Raw genomic sequence first — 18037 nt, 5'->3', positions numbered from 1 at the left:
CGCAACGCGGCGTCGGCAAAATGCGCGCAGGGTGCTCCCAAGAAATTCTGTCCGATACTTGCGGATAAAGCCCCTTTGCCGGACTCGCTTTTCGCCCCCGCGCTGCCTATCTCGCTTGGCAATTGGAGGACATTCGCATGGCGACCACGCACAAGACCCGCATGCTCATCATCGGCTCCGGCCCGGCCGGACTTTCTGCCGCCATCTATGGCGCGCGCGCTGGCATGCAGCCGATCGTGGTGCAGGGCCTCCAGCCCGGTGGGCAGCTGACCATCACCACCGATGTGGAAAACTACCCCGGCTTCCGCGATGTGATCCAGGGGCCGTGGCTGATGCAGGAAATGCAGGCCCAGGCCGAACACGTCGGCACGCGCATGATGTGGGACACGATCCTTGATGTGACGATGGACGGCTCGCCCTTCCGCGCCACGGGTGACAGCGGCGATGTCTATGAAGGCGACGTTCTGGTCATCGCCACCGGTGCGCAGGCCAAATGGCTTGGCGTTCCCGGCGAACAGGAACTCTCGGGCAAGGGCGTTTCGGCCTGCGCCACGTGTGACGGGTTCTTCTATCGCGGCAAGAAAGTCGTCGTGATCGGCGGCGGCAACACGGCTGTGGAAGAGGCGCTCTACCTCACCAACCACTCAACCGACGTCACCCTGATCCACCGTCGTGACAGCCTGCGCGCCGAAAAGATCCTGCAGGACCGCCTCCACGCGCATCCCAATATCAAGGTGCTCTGGAATCAGAAGGTCGACAGCTTCGTCAGCGAAGACGGCAAGGGCCTGACCGGCGTGAAGCTGATCGATACCGTCACTGGTGAACAATCGATCGCGCTGACCGACGGAGCCTTCGTTGCCATCGGCCACGCGCCCGCCACCGAACTGTTCAAGGGTAAGCTGGAACTCGATGACAGCGGCTACATCGTGGTGGAACCCGGCACCCCCAAGACCGCCATTCCGGGCGTCTTTGCTTGCGGTGACGTGATGGACCACACCTATCGTCAGGCCGTGACTGCAGCAGGCACCGGCTGCATGGCCGCGCTGGACGCCGAACGCTTCCTTGCGGACTTGGATTACAAGGCCACTCAGACAGTCGAAGCGTAAGCTGCAGACTCCCCTCCTGCCTGCGGGAGGGGCGCTATTGAATCTCCCCTCCCGCAAGCGGGAGGGGTTGGGGGAGGGCATGTCACCCCATCACCCCAACATCAAACGTGCAGCGCCTCCACCAAACGCGCCTGCAACCACGTCCGCGCGGCCTCGTCGGAAAAGCTGTGCGATCCGCTATCGATCCGCTGCACACGCGGATCGGCGCGATCCCACACTTCGGCAAACATCTGCGCCGTCCGGTCGCCGCTTGCCAGCAGGATGGAAACCGGCCCACCAAACGCCGCTAGACCCGCCTCCATTTCTGCCACCAGCCCTGAAGGCGCAGCGGGCGCTACTGCCGCAGCACTACGCAACCCCTTGAACAGCTTGCCAAGATTGACCCCGCCGGTCAGCAACCGCCAGATCTCGCGCGGATTGGTCAGCTTGGCGAGATAACGGCTGCGGATCGCCGAAGCTGGCATAGCCTGCGGGGCTTCCTCACCATCGATCGTCCACGGATTGGCCAGCACCAGTCCAGCCAGCGGCAGCTCGGGCGCAAACAGCATCAGGGCCGCCGCCGCATCGCAATTGCCAAAAGCCACCACGCGCGAAACGTGAGGTGCGGCAGCCTTGAATGCCGCAACAGCCGCCGCAATATCAGCCCCGGAATGGCGGAAGGTCGGGTTCTCGCCCTCACTGTCACCCACCCCGCGCCGGTCATAGCGGAACACCGGAAAGCCCTCGCGTGAAAGCTTGGCGGCAAGCTGCGCCTGCCCACACCACGCCCCGGCGCGCAGTTCATTCCCGCCCGATACGATCAGCAGTCCGGTCGCCCCGCTCGCCTGCCCGATATCGAGCGTGCCGAACAGCCGCGCCCCCTCGCACAGGAACGTCACCTGCCGCCGCGTCATGTGGCGATCTCCGCCAGCACGATCTGCGCCAGCGCGGCCGATTGCTCGGGCGCGGCGGCTGGTTCGGCCCGCAGCCAAAGTCCGCCGCCGCCCAGTTCACTTTGTGAAACAATGCGTTGGCCTTCAATCTGCGCCGTCGCGCTCTCAAGCCCGGCGATCAGCGATGCCCCACAATGCCAGCCCGCCAGTTCCAGCCCCTCGCTGCGCCCAGCCTCCAGCAACGCCGCGCTGTCCTCCTGCCGCCCCGCCTCGCGCGCTGAAATCACGCGGGCGCGCAGCAGTTGCCGCAGGATCGAACCGCCCTTGGCCGGTTCCAGAACCAGCCCCGGCAGAGTATGCGGAAACACCAGCGCGCCACCGCGCACCGCCAGCACATCCGTCGCGCCAAAGTGGCGCGCCGCCTGCGTCATCGCGCGTTGCCATGCGTGCAGGCTTTGGGCGGAAAAGTCCTGTAAACTCTCGTTGCAGCCGGGCAGATCGGGCAGAAAACTGTCCACGCCCGCTTCATCCAGCAGGCGCATCGTATCGACCAGCATCCGCCGCGTGCGGTTGGCTTCGTCGAACAGGGCAGGCACGATCAGCAGCCGCACCATGCGCCCGCGATCAAAGGCGAAAGCGTACTCCTCGCTCTGCCCATGCGGGCCGGGGCAGGGCCAGGATGCAATCACATTCAGGCCTTCTCGGCGACTTTGCCTTCGAGGAACGCGAGGAGATTGCCATAGCTTTCCAGCAACTCGCCATCCACCTCGTCGTCCTCGATCACTACGTCGAGCCGGTCTTCGATTTCGGTCAGCAGCCCTGCGACAGCCATCGAATCCAGTTCGGGCAGATCGCCGAACAGGCCGGTTGCAGCGTCGAACGCGGCGACCCGGTCCGGGGAGAGTCCAAGCACGTCGGAAAGGATCGCGCGGAGGGTGCTGTCGGTGTCGCTCTCAGTGTCGCTCATCGTATCCCGGTGCCGTTCAAGTGCGTCTAGGTGCAGTTAGGTGCATCTAGGTGTCGTTCAGAAAACCGGCCTTAACCATCGCGGTTCGGGGAAACAAGGGGTTGCAGCTTGTGCCTCCCCACAGCGCGGATCATGGCGGGCCAGTGCCGCACAGCACCCTTGCGCCACGCCCGTACACGCCAGCGGGTGCGCACGTCTTCCATCCAGTCGCGCTTGTAGGGATCGTCGCCGGTCCCGAAATCCACCAGAGAAACGCCATCGCGATCAATGACATGCTCGAACATCGCCTTGCTCAGCAGCGTGCCGGGCGATTGCTTGCGAAAGCGCTCATCATGCGCCAGCTTGTGAATGAAGGCGGTGCCGCCCTCTACGGTCCAGAACTGCGCGGCCACCGGTTGCCCGCCAATCTCGGCAATCCCCAGCCGCAAACGCCCCGCCGCACCGTCCATTTCCGCCCACCGCCGCAGGAAATCGGGAGACCCTTCGCCGGGCTTCCAACTGAGCTTGTAGACCGCCTCGTAAGCGTCCCAATCGGCGGGCGAGAATTCGGTGACGATGCGCAAGCCCACTTCGCCCTTGCGTCCCTTTCGCCGCACCGTTTCGCGCAGCGCGCCGGGGCGGGTGGCCCAGTATTGCGCGAAGCTGCGGTTCTTCACAGGCAAGATGTGGTTAGAGTCGCAAGGCTCTGAAATCACGACCCAACCTGTGCGGCGCAGCGCATCGGCCAGCGCGCGTGCATCATCTTCCGGCATCGGCGCAAAGGACGCGCGGCCCATAGGCAGACTTCGCGTGATCTCTGAAAGAAGCGCCGCATCACCCAGCGGACGCGCAATAAAGTTGTACCAGTTCGCCAGCGCCTCGGCCCCGCCATGCGCTTCCATCCAAGGGAGCGCGGCCACCCGCGCACCGTTGGAGGCAACGCTTACGCGCGGTTTTGCGGGGGCGAGGCACATTTCGGAAAGCAGGGCGAGCCAGTCGAGCCGCTCGAAGGGAGACGGGCCTTGCACGGCAAGAACGCCCGCATCCGCTTGCGCTTCCTTAAGACTGGCGTGATAGACCTGCAAAACGATACCAATTCCTGTGCCGAGACCTGCGTGCCCGAAAGCCCCGATCCCACTGTCTTTCCGCTCGATCACCTTGCTCTGCGCGGGGCACGCACCGCGCCTGCGCTGGTGCTGCGCGACCGCACTCTTAGCCATGAAGAGTTAAACGCGCGTGTAGGAAGCCTTGCGAAGTGGCTGAAATCGCAGGTGGGCGAAGCGGGCGCGCGGGTGGCGACGTGGCTGCCCAAGACCGAACTTTCGTGCCTGATGCCGCTGGCCGCAGTGCGCGCCGGGCTGGTGCATGTGCCGGTCAATCCGCTGCTCAAGCGTGCGCAAGTGGCGCATATCCTTGGCGATTCTGGGGCAGCACTGCTGATCGCCAACAAGACCCGGCTGGATACGCTTGAGCCGGGCGATACTGCGTGTGCGGTGTTCGAGGAACCGCTGGTTTGGGGTGAAGTCGATGAGCAGGGCGGAGAACTGCCGCCATCGGATGCGACGCCCGATAGCCTTGCCGCGATCCTCTACACCAGCGGATCGACCGGGCGGCCCAAGGGCGTCATGCTTTCGCAGGCGAACCTCTGGCTCGGTGCCGTCAGCGTGGCGCATTACCTGAAAATTGTGCCGACAGATCGCGTGCTTGCGGTGCTGCCGCTGGCGTTCGATTACGGTCAGAACCAGTTGCTTTCGACCTGGTATGCAGGTGGCAGCGTGGTGCCGCTCGATTACCTGACGCCGCGTGATGTGGTGAAAGCGGTGGCGAAACATGGGGTTACGACCATTGCCGCCGTGCCGCCGCTGTGGCTGCAACTGGCGGAACTCGATTGGCCGGAGGACGCTGCGGCGAGCCTGAAGCGCATGACCAACAGCGGCGGGGCGCTCACACTGTCGCTGGTTCGCGCGCTGCGCACGAAGTTTCCAGAGGCTGATCTTTACCCGATGTACGGATTGACCGAGGCGTTTCGGTCTACCTTCCTTGACCCCGCGCTGGTGGACGCGCACCCGACCTCGATGGGCAAGGCCATTCCGTTCGCAGAAGTGCTTGTCGTCAATGATTTGGGTGCGGAAGCTGCGGCGGAGGAAGAGGGCGAACTGGTCCATACCGGGCCACTGGTGGCGCAAGGGTACTGGCAGGATGCGCAGCGCACGGCTGAGCGGTTCAAGCCAGCGCCTGCGTTTTCAAAGCTGGGGGGCATGGCCGTGTGGTCGGGCGACAGAGTGAAGCGGGACGCGGCGGGATTGCTGCATTTCGTCGGGCGGCGCGATGCGATGATCAAGACCAGCGGCAACCGCGTCAGCCCGCAGGAAGTGGAAGAAGCGGCGGTGGCAACGGGGATCGTGGCCGAGGCGGTGGCGCTGGGTCTGCCCGATCCGCAACTGGGGCAGGCGATCCACTTGGTCGCGCGGGCTGCGCCGGATGCTGAGAAAGATGCGCTTGTTCCGGCACTTACGCGGGCGCTGCCCAATTTCATGGTGCCGCGCCATGTTCATTGGCGCGATGCCATGCCGGTCAGCCCGAATGGCAAATTGGACCGGGTTGCGCTGGCTGCCGAACTGGCCGAGGACATGACGCCATGAAACCGCTTGGCCCCATTCCGCCCGGATTTGACGCTATCGACGGTGTGCTGGCCATTGCCGGACGCAAGGTGACCGATCTGGTCGCCGAGGCGGGCGGCACGCCATTGTTCGTCTATTCGCGCGATATGCTGTCCGCTCGGGTCGCGGCGCTTCGGGCTGCAATGCCGGAGCAGTTGGCGATACATTATGCCGTCAAAGCAAATCCTTACGCACCACTTCTGAAGCACATGCTGAATCTGGTCGACGGGTTCGACATCGCCTCGGGCGGGGAACTGGCGATCGTGCAGGGCGCGGGAATCGATCCGGCCCGTGTCAGCTTTGCCGGGCCGGGAAAGCGCGATGCTGAACTGGAAGCGGCGATTACGGCGGGGGTGACGCTGAACCTTGAATCCGAGGGCGAGGCCAACCGCGCTTTGGCGATTGCTGAGCGGCTGGGCGTGACGCCGAAGCTGGCCATCCGCGTGAACCCGGAGTTCGATCTGAAGGGATCGGGCATGAAGATGGGTGGCGGGGCCAAACCGTTCGGCATCGATGAAGAGCGTGTGCCCGCGCTGGGCCGCAAGTTGATCGAAGCCGGTGCGGATTGGCGGGGGTTTCATATCTTCGCAGGAAGTCAGGCGCTCTCCGCCGACGCGATTATCGAGACGCAGCGGCAAACGTTGACGCTCGCCGCGCGGCTGGCGGACGAGATTGGCGCAGCGCTGCCAAAGTGCAATCTGGGGGGTGGCTTTGGCATTCCCTATTTCCCCGGTGACGAACCGGTAGACATCGCCGCCGTAGGGGAGGCGCTGGCCGAGCGCTTTGCCGATTTGCCCGATGCGCTGAAAGAGACGGCGTTCTGCATTGAGCTAGGCCGCTATCTCGTTGGCGAATCGGGGGTTTATCTGGCCACTGTAGTGGACCGCAAGGTTAGCCACGGCGAGGTCTATCTCGTCACCGATGGCGGACTGCATCACCAGCTTGCCGCGTCCGGAAACTTCGGCACGGTGGTGCGCCGCAACTATCCCAGCGCCATCGCCACGCGTTTTGGCGCTGAGGTGGCGGAAGAGGCCAGTATCGTCGGCTGTCTTTGCACCCCGCTTGACCGGCTGGCCGACAAGGGCGGGTTTCCCAAGGCTGACGTGGGCGATCTGGTCGCAATTTTCTGCGCCGGGGCTTATGGGGCCAGCGCCAGCCCCGCCGCGTTCCTTGGGCAAGGCCCGGCGCGCGAAGTTCTGATCTGAAAATCTTTGCATGACAGTGGGATAGGTTCCCACCGTTAACCATTACATCCAAGGCAGTCCCGCTTCGGGACAGGGGCGAAAGTAGCCTTGGCGTCATCCTTCACAGCAATCAAGGCTAACGCAATCTTCACCCTTTTTGGCGATAGCCGAGCGTGAATTGCGGTCCCTGCGATCCGTGCGCCTGAACGCAGGGGTAAGGGAAAGCCGCAGCAAGAAGGATGACCCATGCCTCTGAATGCCCGCATAACCCGCATGCTTGCCGGAACGGCGATGCTCAGCCTTGCCCTTACAGGGTGCGGCGGCGTGGGTGGCGGGGCGCAACTGCCGCCAGCGTCTTTCGTGGCGCTTCAGGAAGGGCCGGGCGAGGAATATGTGATTGGCCCGCTGGACGAGCTGACGATCTTTGTGTGGCGCAACCCGGAACTTGGCGCTTCGGTGCAGGTCCGCCCCGACGGGCGCATCACCACGCCGCTGATCACCGACATGCCAGCGGTGGGCAAGACGCCCTCGATGCTGTCCGAAGACATCAAGCTCCAGCTTTCGCAGTACATTCAGGAGCCGATCGTTTCGGTTATCGTCAACAAGTTTGCCGGTACGTTCAGCCAGCAGGTGCGGATTGTGGGGGCAACCGAAAAGCCCGCATCGATCCCGTTCCGCGCGAACATGACGCTGCTTGATGCGATGATCGCGGTGGGCGGGCTGTCCGAATATGCTGCCGCCAACAAGGCGCGGTTGGTGCGTTTTGACAAGCAATCGGGCAATCAGAAGGAATATGCCGTGCGCATCGGGGATCTCCTGCGCAAGGGCGATACCAAGGCCAACGTCCTGCTGATGCCGGGCGATGTGATCATCATTCCTGAGTCGATGTTCTGAGCGGCGGGCGGGGAACACGGCGGCCATGACCAGCATCTATGAAGAAGTGCGCATCGCGCTCCACGGCATCTGGACCCGGCGCTGGATTGCGCTGGCGATTGCCTGGGCGGTGTGCATGGCCGGTTGGCTGGTGGTGGCGATGGTGCCCAACAGCTATGAATCCAAAGCCCGCATCTTTGTGCAGATCGACGATGTGCTGGCCGACCAGATCGGCATTGGCGGAGACCGCAAGCGCGACATCGAGCGCGTGCGCCAGACGCTGACGAGTTCTGTGAACCTGGAAAAGGTGATCCGCGCGACCCGGCTGGGCGACAAGGTGACCGACGACAAGCAGATGCAGGCCGCAGTGGCCGGGCTGGGCAAGAACGTGAAAGTCGTCAGCCAGCAGGACAACCTGTTCGAGATCACCGGATATGCAGGCGGCGGCGGTCGCAACGATGGCGAGAACGCCAAGCTGGCGCAGGACGTCGTCCAGAAGATGATCGACATTTTCCGCGAGGAGAACCTTGCGGGCGGGCGCGGCGAGATGACCGATACGCTGGCCTTCATGGACCAGCAGCTGGCCACCCGCAAAAAGGATCTGGAAGCCGCTGAACTGAAGCGGACGGAATTCGAGGCCAAGAACGTCGGGTTCATTCCCGGCATCGGCTCGATTTCGACCAAGCTGGAAGCCGCACGCGGGCAGTTGCGCGATGTTGAATCGAACCTGCTGGCGGCACAAAGCGCGCTGGCTTCCATCAACGGGCAGCTTTCAGGCACGCCGCAGACCATTGCGGTGGCAGGCCCGGCGGGCGGAGCCAAAGGCGCGCTGTCGCAGGCGCAGTCTGATCTTGGGTCGATGCGCGCGCGCGGGCTGACCGACAGCCATCCCGATGTGATTGCCGTGAAGGGGCAGATTGCCGGCCTGCAAAAGGCGGCTGCGGGTGAGGGCGGTGGCGGGGGCACGCTCAATCCGGCCTATTCGTCGCTCATTTCGATCAAGGCCGATCGTGAGGCGAGCATTGTGGCGCTACAATCGCGCAAGGGATCACTTCAGGCAGAGATCGCGCAGCTTTCCGCACAGCAGTTCAGCGAGCCGACCGTGGCTGCCGAAGCTGCGCGCATCAGCCGCGATTATGACGTCTACAAAGAGCAGTACGACAAGTTGCTGCGTGACCGCGAACAGCTGCGCTTGCGCGGACAGGTTGAGACTGAGCGCGACGCGGTGAAGTTTGAAGTGATCGATCCGCCGACGATGCCGACCGGTCCTTCTGCGCCTGATCGCCCGATCCTGCTGATGCTGGTGCTGGTTGTGGGGATCGGCGCGGGCGGGGCTGGGGCCTTTGCGCTGGCGCAGTTGAAGTCTGCCTATTCGACCACGGGCCAGCTTGAACGTTCCACCGGCCTGCCTGTGCTGGGCGGCGTGTCCGAAGCAGTAACCCGTCTGGCGCGGGCTGAACGGGCGAAGCGGCTCAAGTGGTTTGCAGGGGGCCTGGCTGGCCTGTTCGTTGTCCTGTTCGTCCTGCTCGGCGTGGAAATGCTGAAGCGCGGCATGGTGGCCTGAGGAGGATCGAACGATGACCGACCAGAGCAAGATCCCGTTGCCCCCCGAGTTGAGGAGCGCTTCAGGCCCCTCGCTGATCGAGCGTGCCTCGGGTAGTTTTGATTTCCGCACGTTGACGCGTCCCGTGGTGCCTGATCTGCCGCCAGCGCCGAAGCCGTCCGCGCCCAAGCCAGTCGCAGTTGCGGTTCCTGCTGCGCCAGTGGCTCCCGCTCCGGTTGCAGCGCCTGCACCATTTGCGCCGCCACCGCCTGAAACCATCGTGGAAGTGAACCGCTTTACCGGGGCTTATCACAAGATCGACCGCGAACATTTGCGCGAGCAGTGCATCATCGAGCCGGAGAGCGCGGTGACGAGCACGCTTGAGGAATTCCGCATCATCAAGCGGCAGCTTCTGCGCGTGGCGGCTGAATCGCGGGGCGGACAGGGCACGCGGCATGGCGAACGCATTCTCATCGCCTCGGCCCATCCCGGTGAGGGCAAGACGTTTTGCGCGGTGAATCTGGCGATTTCGATTGCTGCGGAAAAGGACAACGAAGTCCTGCTGGTCGATGCCGATTTCGCCAAGCCATCGGTGCTGTCCACGCTGGGCTTGCCGGGCGGCAAGGGGCTGATGGACGCGCTGGCCGATCCTTCGCTGCCGGTGGAAGATTGCGTGATCGGCACCGACATTGCCGGGCTTTACGTGCTGCCTGCAGGCAACGCGACGGGATCTGATACCGAATACCTTGCCTCTGCCCGCACCAATGCTGTGCTCGACCGGCTGACGGCGCATTCGCCCAGCCGCATCGTTATTTTCGATTCGCCCCCCGTGCTGGCCGCTTCGCCTGCCACGGTGCTTGCCAACCATGTCGGCCAGACGGTCGTCGTAGTGCGCGCCGATGTGACCGGCGAGGCCGCGCTGCGCGATGCGGTGGGCCTGCTGGGGGCATGCGAAGACATCAAACTCCTGCTCAACGGCACCCGCTTTTCAACCACGGGCCGCCGATTTGGCACTTATTACGGATACAAGGAATGACCAGACCGGCTCTTCCCCTCCGCCTGCTTCTGCTGGCCGCAACGGCTTTTGCCGCAGCGCCTGTGCATGCGCAGTCGCTTGGCTATGAAGGAATGGACGGGGGCGATGCGCCTTCATCCAGCGCTTCGTCCTCACGCAGCGGCGGCGGCGCGGGCGCGCGCACCACGGTGCGGCCCTATATCGAGGCGGTGCAGAACGTGCTGTGGGAGCTTTCCCCCGGCGACGACGTGCTGACCTACAGCTCGCTGGCGGCGGGCGTGGACGTTAGCCTGCGTGGGCGGCGGACCGAAGGTGCGATTTCGGTGCGATATGAACGCCGTATCTCGCAATCAGACCGGGTGGCCGATGGTGATACGCTTTCGGGCCTGGCCCGCGTGCGCCACGATCTGATCCCGCGCACGCTTTCGGTGGAAGCGGGCGCTTTGGCGACGCGGAGCAACGTTGGTTTGGGCGGTGCATCGGCGCTCAATGCCTTGGCTACCAATGATGCGGTGAGCCAGATCTACTCGCTCTATGCCGGGCCTGCGCTGTCGACCAATGTTGGCGACGTTGCGGTGTCGGCGTCCTATCTGGTCGGGTATAACCGGCTGGAGCAGGAGAATGTGCTGCAGGGTTCCGCTGGGCAGCCGCTCAACGACATCTTCGATGATTCTGTGGTGCAGTCGGCCCAGATCTCGGCAGGCGTTGCACCGGGCACGGTACTGCCGGTGGGGGTAACGGCTTCTGGCTCGTACTTCCAGGAAGACATCTCGAACCTCGACCAGCGTGTGCGTGATGTGCGTGGCGGTGTGCAGGTGACCTTGCCGGTGACCATGTCGCTCGCCTTAGTGGGCGCGATTGGCTACGAGGACGTCGAAATCTCGTCACGCGATGCCGTGCGCGATGGCAATGGCGTTGCTTTGGTGGGCGACGATGGCCGTTTTGTTACCGACAAATCGCAACCGCGGCAGATCGCTTATGAAACCGATGGCCTGACATGGGACGCAGGTGTGATGTGGCGGCCCAGCCGTCGTACTGCGCTCAGCGCGTTTGTAGGCCGCCGCTATGACAGCACGACCTATTACGGCAGCTTCTCCTACGTGCCCGATGCGCGCAGCCAACTGACCATTGCTGCTTCTGACAACATCTCCGGCTTTGGCGGGCAGGTGACGCGTGCCCTGCGCGATCTGCCGACTGACTTTGAAGTGACGCGAAATCCCTTCAACGGGCAGATCGGCGGCTGCGCCAATGGATCGCAAGCGGGCGGTTGCGTGAACAACGCGCTGTCGTCCGTCTCGTCGGCAGTGTTCCGTGCGCGCAGCATCAACGGCACCTATTCGCGCCAGATTGGCCGCATGACCGCCGGGATCGGCGCGGGTTACATCCGCCGCAGCTTCATCGCGCGCGAAGACTCGGTGCTGGGTGCAGCAAACGGTGTGCTGGATGAGAGCTACTATGTGAATGCCGGGCTGAACGGCCCGATCGATCGCCGGTCCAGCTTTACCATCTCGGCCTATTCTGCATGGTTTGAGCCGGGAACGACGGGCACTGGAAACACCACGGCGGTGGGCGCAAATGCCTCATATTTCCGCAACCTGACAGATCGCTTAGCAGCTTCCGCAGCAGTCGGTATAGATAGTTTTAACCAAACTCTGCTTGAAGATCAGACAATTGCATCCGGCCTTGTTGGCCTGCGCTACAGCTTCTGATGCCTGGAGACGGCTGATGTACGATGAATTCTATGGCCTGAGTGGTCGCCCGTTCCAGCTGACGCCGGACCCGCGCTTCTATTTCGAGAGCGGGACGCACCGCAAGGCGCTGTCCTATCTGGGTTACGGTCTGGCGCAGGGCGAGGGCTTCATCGTCATCACCGGCGAGGTGGGCGCGGGCAAGTCCACACTGGCAGCGCACCTGATGGCGTCGGTCGACCGCGCGCGGTTGACGGCGGCGCAGATCGTCACTTCGGCGCTGGATGGCGAAGAACTGATCCATGTGGCCGCACGCGCTTTCGGCATCGAAGTGGCTGGGCATGACAAGGCCACCGCGCTCGCACAGATCGAAGCGTTCCTGCACCATGAGGCGCGCGAAGGCCGTCGCTGCCTGCTGGTGGTGGACGAATCGCAGAACCTTTCGGTCGAGGCGCTGGAAGAGCTGCGCATGCTGTCCAACTTCCAGTTGGGCGCGCACCCGCTGCTGCAGATTCTGCTGCTGGGCCAACCCGAATTCCGCTCGTTGCTACAAACCTCAAGCGAGCTGGAGCAACTGCGCCAGCGCGTAATCGCCTCGCACCATCTTGATGCGATGGAGCCTGCCGAAGTCGGTGCCTATGTCGAACATCGCCTGGCGCTTGTCGGCTGGCAGGGGCGTCCGCAATTTGACGCCCGCGTCTATGCCGATCTTGCCAAGGCCAGCGGTGGCGTGCCGCGCCGGGTGAACCAGATCATCAACCGCCTGCTGCTCATGGGCGCGGTCGAAAAGCGCGACCACATTGATGCAGCCCTGCTGCAAGCGGTCCTCAACGACCTCACCGGCGATGGTGGGTTCGGCAGCGCCAAGCCTGCGGTTACGCCGGTTCCCGCCGCCGAAGCCCCGGTTGTCGAGATGCCTGAAGCGCCTGCACCGCAGACGTTTGCGGCGGTACCTGCATCGGCTCCGGTCATTGACGACAGTGCATGGCGCGCGGCTCTGGCTGAGCGCGATGAGCAGATTGCAGAATTGCAGCAGGCCATCATCGAGTTGGCCGACATGCGCGGTGCACCGGTGGAGCCGGTGGTTCCCGACTTTGCGCAGCAAGCGCAGGTTCTGGCGCAACTGGACGAGGCCAATCGCCGTATCGCGGCACTTGAAGCGCGTCCGGTGGGCGGTGAAACCGACATCAACGAGGAAGTGGTCGCAGCTCTGGAAGAAGCGCACCGCCGCATTGCCGCGCTTGAAAGCCGTGCCGGAGACGAACAGATCCTCGCCGCCTTCGATGAAGTGCAGCGCCGCATTGCCAGCCTTGAGACGCGCACCGCCGAGCAGGAACTGGCGATCCGTCACACGCTGACCATGCTGATCGAGTGGATTGAAGCCGAAGACTTCCACCGCGCCGCTGCCTGAGCGGTCATTTGTGGGGACAACAGCAATGACCGCGCCGTCGCCGGTGCTGAACGGCCTTTCGGTCGACGTTGAGGACTGGTTCCAGGTCGGCGCGTTCGAAACCGTGATCGACCGCAAGGACTGGGACGGGTTGACCTGCCGGGTCGAACGCAACTGTGCCGAAATCCTTGCGCTGTTCGATGCTGCAGGGGTGAAAGGCACGTTCTTCACGCTCGGCTGGATTGCGCAGCGCTATCCACAGATGATGCGGCAGATTGCGGATGCGGGCCATGAAATCGCCAGCCACGGCTGGGACCATGCGCGCGTGTTTACACTGGGACGTGAGGGCTTTGCTGCGGATATCGAGCGCGCGCGCAAGGTGCTGGAAGACACGACCGGGCAGCGCGTGATCGGCTATCGCGCGCCCAGCTTTTCCATCGATGCCCGCACGCCATGGGCACACGAAGTGCTGGCGGAACATGGATATGTCTATTCCTCGTCGGTCGCACCGATCGTGCATGATCACTACGGCTGGCGCGAGGCTCCGCGCTTTACGTTCCGTCCGGTTGAAGGCGCGGACCTGATCGAGATACCGGTGACCACGGCGGAAGTGGCAGGGCGTCGCATGGCTGCGGGCGGCGGCGGGTTCTTTCGCCTGTTGCCCTATGCCGTGTCGCGCTGGGCGATCCGGCAGGTGAACTTGCGCGATGGCCGACCGGCGGTGTTCTATTTCCACCCGTGGGAGATTGACCCGGACCAGCCCCGACCAGAGGTTGCGCCGCTCAAATCGCGGCTGCGGCACTATACCAACCTTGATGTAATGGCGGCCAAACTTTCGCGTTTGGTCCACGATTTCCGATGGGGTCGCATGGATGAAGTCGCCGCCATCGAAGCAGCGCGCACGCCATTGAAGTGCGCCGCATGAACGCGCCGTTCTTCCCATCCAGCGCCGTTGCGCGCTTGGCCGATGTGGGTGACCGGGGCGCAATTGCGCGCTTTCTGGCCGATCATCCCGATACGACCGCGTTCCACCGGCTCGAATGGCTCGATGCCGTGGAGCAATCCACCGGGCACAAGGCGCACATCCTGCTCTCCGAACAGGATGGCGCGATCCGTGCTGTGCTGCCCTTGCACGAAGTCCATTCCCCGCTGTTCGGACGCGCGCTGGTTTCGACCGGCTTTGGCGTCGGCGGTGGTGTGGTGGGTGAGGGCGATGCGGCGCTGTTCGCTGCGGCGCAGGAACTGGCGGTGCGGTTGCACTGCCCCAGTCTTGAACTGCGCGGCGGGCCCTTGCCCGAAGCACAGGGCTGGCATGTAAAGACCGACAGCCACGCCGGGTTCGTCATGCCGCTTGCCGCCGATGATGAAGCCCAATTGCTGACGATCCCGCGCAAGCAGCGTGCCGAAGTGCGCCGCGGGTTGGGGCATGCGATGGAGGTGCGGACGGGGCGGAGCGCGGAGGACCGCGCGACGCACTATGCGGTCTATGCTGAATCGGTGCGGAATCTGGGCACGCCGGTCTTCCCCAAGCGCCTGTTTGATGCGGTGATGGATGCCTTCGGCGAGGATGCCGACATTTTGACGGTGCTTCATGAGGGTCAGCCGCTGGCCTCTGTGCTGAGCCTTTATCATCTTGGCGCTGTCATGCCCTATTGGGGCGGCGGCGTATTTGCCGCACGGACCATGCGCGCGAACGATGTGATGTATTATGCGCTGATGAACCATGCGCGCGCGAAGGGCTGCGATCGCTTTGATTTCGGTCGCTCGAAAGTCGATACCGGGGCCTACCACTTCAAGCGCAACTGGGGCCTTTTGCCCGAGCCGCTGACCTACGCCCACTGGACCGCCGACGGACAGGCCCCGCGTGACGTCAACCCGCTCAGCCCCCGCTATCAGGCCAAGATCAGGTTGTGGCAGAAGCTGCCGCTGGCGGTCGCCAACCGCGTTGGGCCGTTTATCGCACAGGGCCTTGCATGAGCGAGGTGCTGTTCCTTGCCCACCGCATCCCGTTTCCGCCGGACCGAGGAGACAAGATCCGCTCGTGCCACGTTCTGCGCCATATCGCCGCGCTCGCGCCGATCCACGTCGCCTGCTTTGCCGACGATGAGGGCGACATGGGCCACGAGCCTGACCTCGCCGCCGTGGCAAAGAGCCATTGCCTTGTCCGACGGGCGCGTTCGCTGAAGCTGGCGGGTGTTGAGGCGCTGGCCACGGGCAAACCTGTCAGCCTGACGGCCTTTGCCGACAAGGCGATAGCTGCCTATGTTGCGCGCGTTCTGGCCGAGCGTCCGATTGGGGCGATCTATGTCTTCTCCGGGCAGATGGCGCAGTACATTCCCGATGGCTTTGCAGGCCGGGTGGTGATGGATTTTGTCGATGTCGATTCGGCCAAATTCGAAGCCTATGCTGCGCAGGCGCGCTTTCCGGTAAGCCAGATGTATGCGCGTGAGGCGCGGTTGCTCTCGCGATTTGAAAGCGATGTGGCGCGCCGCGTTCATGCCAGCCTGTTGGTTACGAACGAGGAAGCTGCGCTGTTCCGCGAGCGGATGACGCCGGGTGTCGAACCGCAGGTAATTGCGCTTGGCAACGGCATTGATACGGAATTCTTCGATCCCGAAGGCATGCCCGCCGCGCCGGAAATGGTGGGCGAGGGGCCGCATCTGACGTTCACCGGGCAGATGGACTATCCTCCCAACGTCGCGGCGGTCGAGATGTTCGCGCGGCAGGTGATGCCGCAGATCCGCAGCGTTTTCCCGCAGGCGCGGTTCAACGTAGTGGGCCGTGCGCCGACCCTCGCCGTGCGTTCGCTTGAAGGCGTGAACGGCACGCATGTGACCGGCGCGGTGATCGACGTGCGCCCGTGGATCGCCGGGGCGGACCTCATTGTCGCCCCGCTCACCATCGCGCGCGGCGTGCAGAACAAGGTGCTCGAGGCGATGGCGATGGCCCGCCCGGTGCTTGCCACGCCGGAGGCCGCCACCGGCATTCCGGCGCGTGACGGGCACGAGATCGTCGTTGCCGCCGGGGCCGATGCGCTGGCAAAGCAGGCGCTCAGTTTGCTGCACGACAAGGTGCGCGCCGCGACCATCGGCCAGTCTGCGCGCGCCTTCGTGCTGGAGAAATGCGGCTGGGCAGGCGTGCTTGCGCCGCTGGCCGGCCTGCTGGGCCTGACCGGGCCGGAGGCACCGCGTGTTGCCGCGTAACCTCGCCCTTGATGCCCCCATCGGGCGGGCCTGGGCAGCGCTTCCGGCGGAGTGGCGGCGTGCGCTTGGGCTGTTGGCGCTGGCGTGGCTGGCCAACGTGGTGCTGTTCGCGTCGGACTGGAAAGCGATGTTCCTGCAGTGGTGGGACAGCTCTACCTACAACCACGTGCTGCTGATCCCGTTCATCCTCGCCTGGCTGATTTCCTTGCGCTGGCGCGAGGTTATCAAGATCGCGCCGCAGGGTTGGTGGCCGGGGCTGGTGCTGTTTGGGGCGGCAGGATTCCTCTGGCTGCTGGGCGATTTCGCTGGCCTGTCACTGGCCACCCAACTCGGGACAGTGTTGATGGCGCAGGCAAGCGTGCTGACACTGCTCGGCCCACGCGCATCGGCAGCACTGCTGTTCCCGCTGGCTTACATGCTGTTCCTGGTGCCAGCGGGTGACGAACTGATCCCCACACTGCAGACGATCACTGCCGCCATCACGATGGCATTGCTCGATATTTCAAATGTCCCTGCGCATATCGAGGGCGTGTTCATCACCACGCCGGGCGGCTATTTCGAAGTGGCTGAGGCCTGTTCGGGCGTCAAATTCCTGATCGCCATGATTGCCTATGGCGCGCTTGTCGCCAATGTCTGCTTCCGTTCGTGGCCGCGCCGCATTGCCTTCATGGGCCTCAGCGTGGTCATGCCGATCCTTGCCAATGGCGTGCGCGCATGGGGCACGATCTACATAGCGCAAAGCCAGGGTATCGAATTTGCGGTGGGCTTCGATCACATCTTCTACGGCTGGATATTCTTCGCTGTGGTCATGGTGCTGGTGATGGGCGTTGCGTGGAAGTTCTTTGACCGCGCGATCGAGGACCGGATGGTCGACGCCGGAGCGATTGCGGCCAATCCACGGCTGGCGCGCCTTGCGGCCTTCCGCGTCGCGCAGGGCCGCGCGCTTGGCGTGATGGCGGCGCTCGCAGCGCTGTGCATCGGCTGGGGTGCGTGGGCCAACCGGCTTGAGGCGCAAGTGCCGCCAAGCGTCGCTTTCCCCGCAGTTCCGGGCTGGCAGCAAGTGGACTATACCCCCCGCGCCGCGTGGCGTCCGCGTCATTCCGGGGCATCGCACGTGCTGCTTGGACGCTTCCGCGACGCTGCGGGCCATACCGTCGACATATCCTACGCGCTCTATTCTGCGCAGAACGAAGGCCGCGAGGCAGGCGGGTTTGGCCAAGGCGTGCTGGCGCCGGACACGGGCTGGTCATGGGAACGCTCTCCCGCGCCACTGGCCGGGGGCCATGCCGACCGTATCCAGACAGCCGGCCCGGTGCATCGCCTTGCAGAAACCTTCTATTATTCAGGTGATCTGCTAACTGGCAGCAACAGTCGTTTGAAAATGCGGAACATCTTTGATCGGCTGCTGCTTCGCGAGAACGTCACCGCTGCGCTGATCCTTTCCGCTGAGGACGAAATGCCGGGCCAACCCTCTGCCGAACAGTCGATGCGCGCGTTTCTCGCTGCGGCAGGGCCGCTTGAGGCGTGGATGGACCGCGCAGGCTCCGGGCGCTAGGG

At 64.0% G+C, this 18037-nt stretch carries 16 protein-coding genes; 12 read left to right on the top strand and 4 right to left on the bottom strand.

Translation table 11 applies throughout. The features are described 5' to 3' along the window. Positions 1 to 137: 137 nt before the first annotated feature. Positions 138 to 1106: a thioredoxin-disulfide reductase gene (trxB, locus tag Q8R81_RS14985; RefSeq protein ID WP_305619189.1), complete on the top strand. Its 969-nt coding sequence runs from the start codon at positions 138 to 140 to the stop codon at positions 1104 to 1106. Between the two features lie 101 nt (positions 1107 to 1207). Here the strand turns inward: trxB and Q8R81_RS14980 are convergent, their stop codons facing one another. The 4 genes from Q8R81_RS14980 to Q8R81_RS14965 all read right to left on the bottom strand — a co-directional run bounded on the left by Q8R81_RS14980 (position 1208) and on the right by Q8R81_RS14965 (position 3952). Continuing rightward, positions 1208 to 1999 (bottom strand): hydrolase 1, exosortase A system-associated, encoded by a 792-nt coding sequence (locus Q8R81_RS14980; protein ID WP_305619187.1) that lies wholly within the window; start codon positions 1997 to 1999, stop codon positions 1208 to 1210. Continuing rightward, positions 1996 to 2667: a hypothetical protein gene (locus tag Q8R81_RS14975; RefSeq protein WP_305619185.1), complete on the bottom strand. Its 672-nt coding sequence runs from the start codon at positions 2665 to 2667 to the stop codon at positions 1996 to 1998. Before Q8R81_RS14975 ends, Q8R81_RS14980 begins: the two co-directional genes overlap by 4 nt. Positions 2668 to 2669: 2 nt before the next feature. Continuing rightward, on the bottom strand, positions 2670 to 2945 hold the full coding sequence (locus Q8R81_RS14970) for an acyl carrier protein (protein WP_305619183.1): 276 nt from the start codon (positions 2943 to 2945) through the stop codon (positions 2670 to 2672). Between the two features lie 71 nt (positions 2946 to 3016). Beyond that, on the bottom strand, positions 3017 to 3952 hold the full coding sequence (locus tag Q8R81_RS14965; RefSeq protein ID WP_305619181.1) for a GNAT family N-acetyltransferase: 936 nt from the start codon (positions 3950 to 3952) through the stop codon (positions 3017 to 3019). Positions 3953 to 4039: 87 nt separating this feature from the next. Here Q8R81_RS14965 and Q8R81_RS14960 point away from each other — a divergent pair, with 87 nt between their 5' ends. The 11 genes from Q8R81_RS14960 (at position 4040) to xrtA (ending at position 18035) form a co-directional block, all read left to right on the top strand. Next, positions 4040 to 5566: an acyl-CoA ligase (AMP-forming), exosortase A system-associated gene (locus Q8R81_RS14960; protein WP_305619422.1), complete on the top strand. Its 1527-nt coding sequence runs from the start codon at positions 4040 to 4042 to the stop codon at positions 5564 to 5566. Beyond that, the gene (locus Q8R81_RS14955; protein ID WP_305619178.1) at positions 5563 to 6789 is read left to right on the top strand and encodes a pyridoxal-dependent decarboxylase, exosortase A system-associated; all 1227 of its coding nucleotides are present in this window, start codon (positions 5563 to 5565) and stop codon (positions 6787 to 6789) included. Before Q8R81_RS14960 ends, Q8R81_RS14955 begins: the two co-directional genes overlap by 4 nt. 252 nt (positions 6790 to 7041) lie before the next feature. Then, positions 7042 to 7662: an XrtA/PEP-CTERM system exopolysaccharide export protein gene (locus Q8R81_RS14950; protein WP_371135389.1), complete on the top strand. Its 621-nt coding sequence runs from the start codon at positions 7042 to 7044 to the stop codon at positions 7660 to 7662. Between the two features lie 25 nt (positions 7663 to 7687). Beyond that, positions 7688 to 9205, top strand: coding sequence for an XrtA system polysaccharide chain length determinant (locus tag Q8R81_RS14945; RefSeq protein ID WP_305619174.1), 1518 nt, complete (start codon positions 7688 to 7690; stop codon positions 9203 to 9205). 13 nt (positions 9206 to 9218) lie between these two features. Continuing rightward, on the top strand, positions 9219 to 10220 hold the full coding sequence (locus Q8R81_RS14940) for an AAA family ATPase (protein WP_305619172.1): 1002 nt from the start codon (positions 9219 to 9221) through the stop codon (positions 10218 to 10220). Further along, positions 10217 to 11908 (top strand): preprotein translocase subunit YajC, encoded by a 1692-nt coding sequence (locus Q8R81_RS14935; protein WP_305619171.1) that lies wholly within the window; start codon positions 10217 to 10219, stop codon positions 11906 to 11908. The genes Q8R81_RS14940 and Q8R81_RS14935 overlap by 4 nt, the downstream gene beginning before the upstream one ends. Positions 11909 to 11924: 16 nt before the next feature. Further along, a complete protein-coding gene (locus Q8R81_RS14930; RefSeq protein ID WP_305619169.1) occupies positions 11925 to 13298 on the top strand; it encodes an XrtA/PEP-CTERM system-associated ATPase in 1374 nt (457 codons plus the stop codon). Positions 13299 to 13323: 25 nt separating this feature from the next. After that, positions 13324 to 14202 (top strand): XrtA system polysaccharide deacetylase, encoded by an 879-nt coding sequence (locus Q8R81_RS14925; RefSeq protein WP_305619167.1) that lies wholly within the window; start codon positions 13324 to 13326, stop codon positions 14200 to 14202. Then, complete coding sequence (locus tag Q8R81_RS14920) at positions 14199 to 15254, top strand: FemAB family XrtA/PEP-CTERM system-associated protein (RefSeq protein ID WP_305619165.1); 1056 nt, start codon at positions 14199 to 14201, stop codon at positions 15252 to 15254. The genes Q8R81_RS14925 and Q8R81_RS14920 overlap by 4 nt, the downstream gene beginning before the upstream one ends. Then, complete coding sequence (locus Q8R81_RS14915; protein WP_305619163.1) at positions 15251 to 16480, top strand: TIGR03087 family PEP-CTERM/XrtA system glycosyltransferase; 1230 nt, start codon at positions 15251 to 15253, stop codon at positions 16478 to 16480. The genes Q8R81_RS14920 and Q8R81_RS14915 overlap by 4 nt, the downstream gene beginning before the upstream one ends. Then, positions 16467 to 18035: an exosortase A gene (gene xrtA / locus Q8R81_RS14910; RefSeq protein ID WP_305619162.1), complete on the top strand. Its 1569-nt coding sequence runs from the start codon at positions 16467 to 16469 to the stop codon at positions 18033 to 18035. Before Q8R81_RS14915 ends, xrtA begins: the two co-directional genes overlap by 14 nt. Positions 18036 to 18037: the final 2 nt, after the last annotated feature.

The organism is Novosphingobium sp., assembly GCF_030696665.1.
GTDB lineage: Bacteria > Pseudomonadota > Alphaproteobacteria > Sphingomonadales > Sphingomonadaceae > Novosphingobium.
This window is presented reverse-complemented; position numbering and strand designations above follow the sequence as displayed.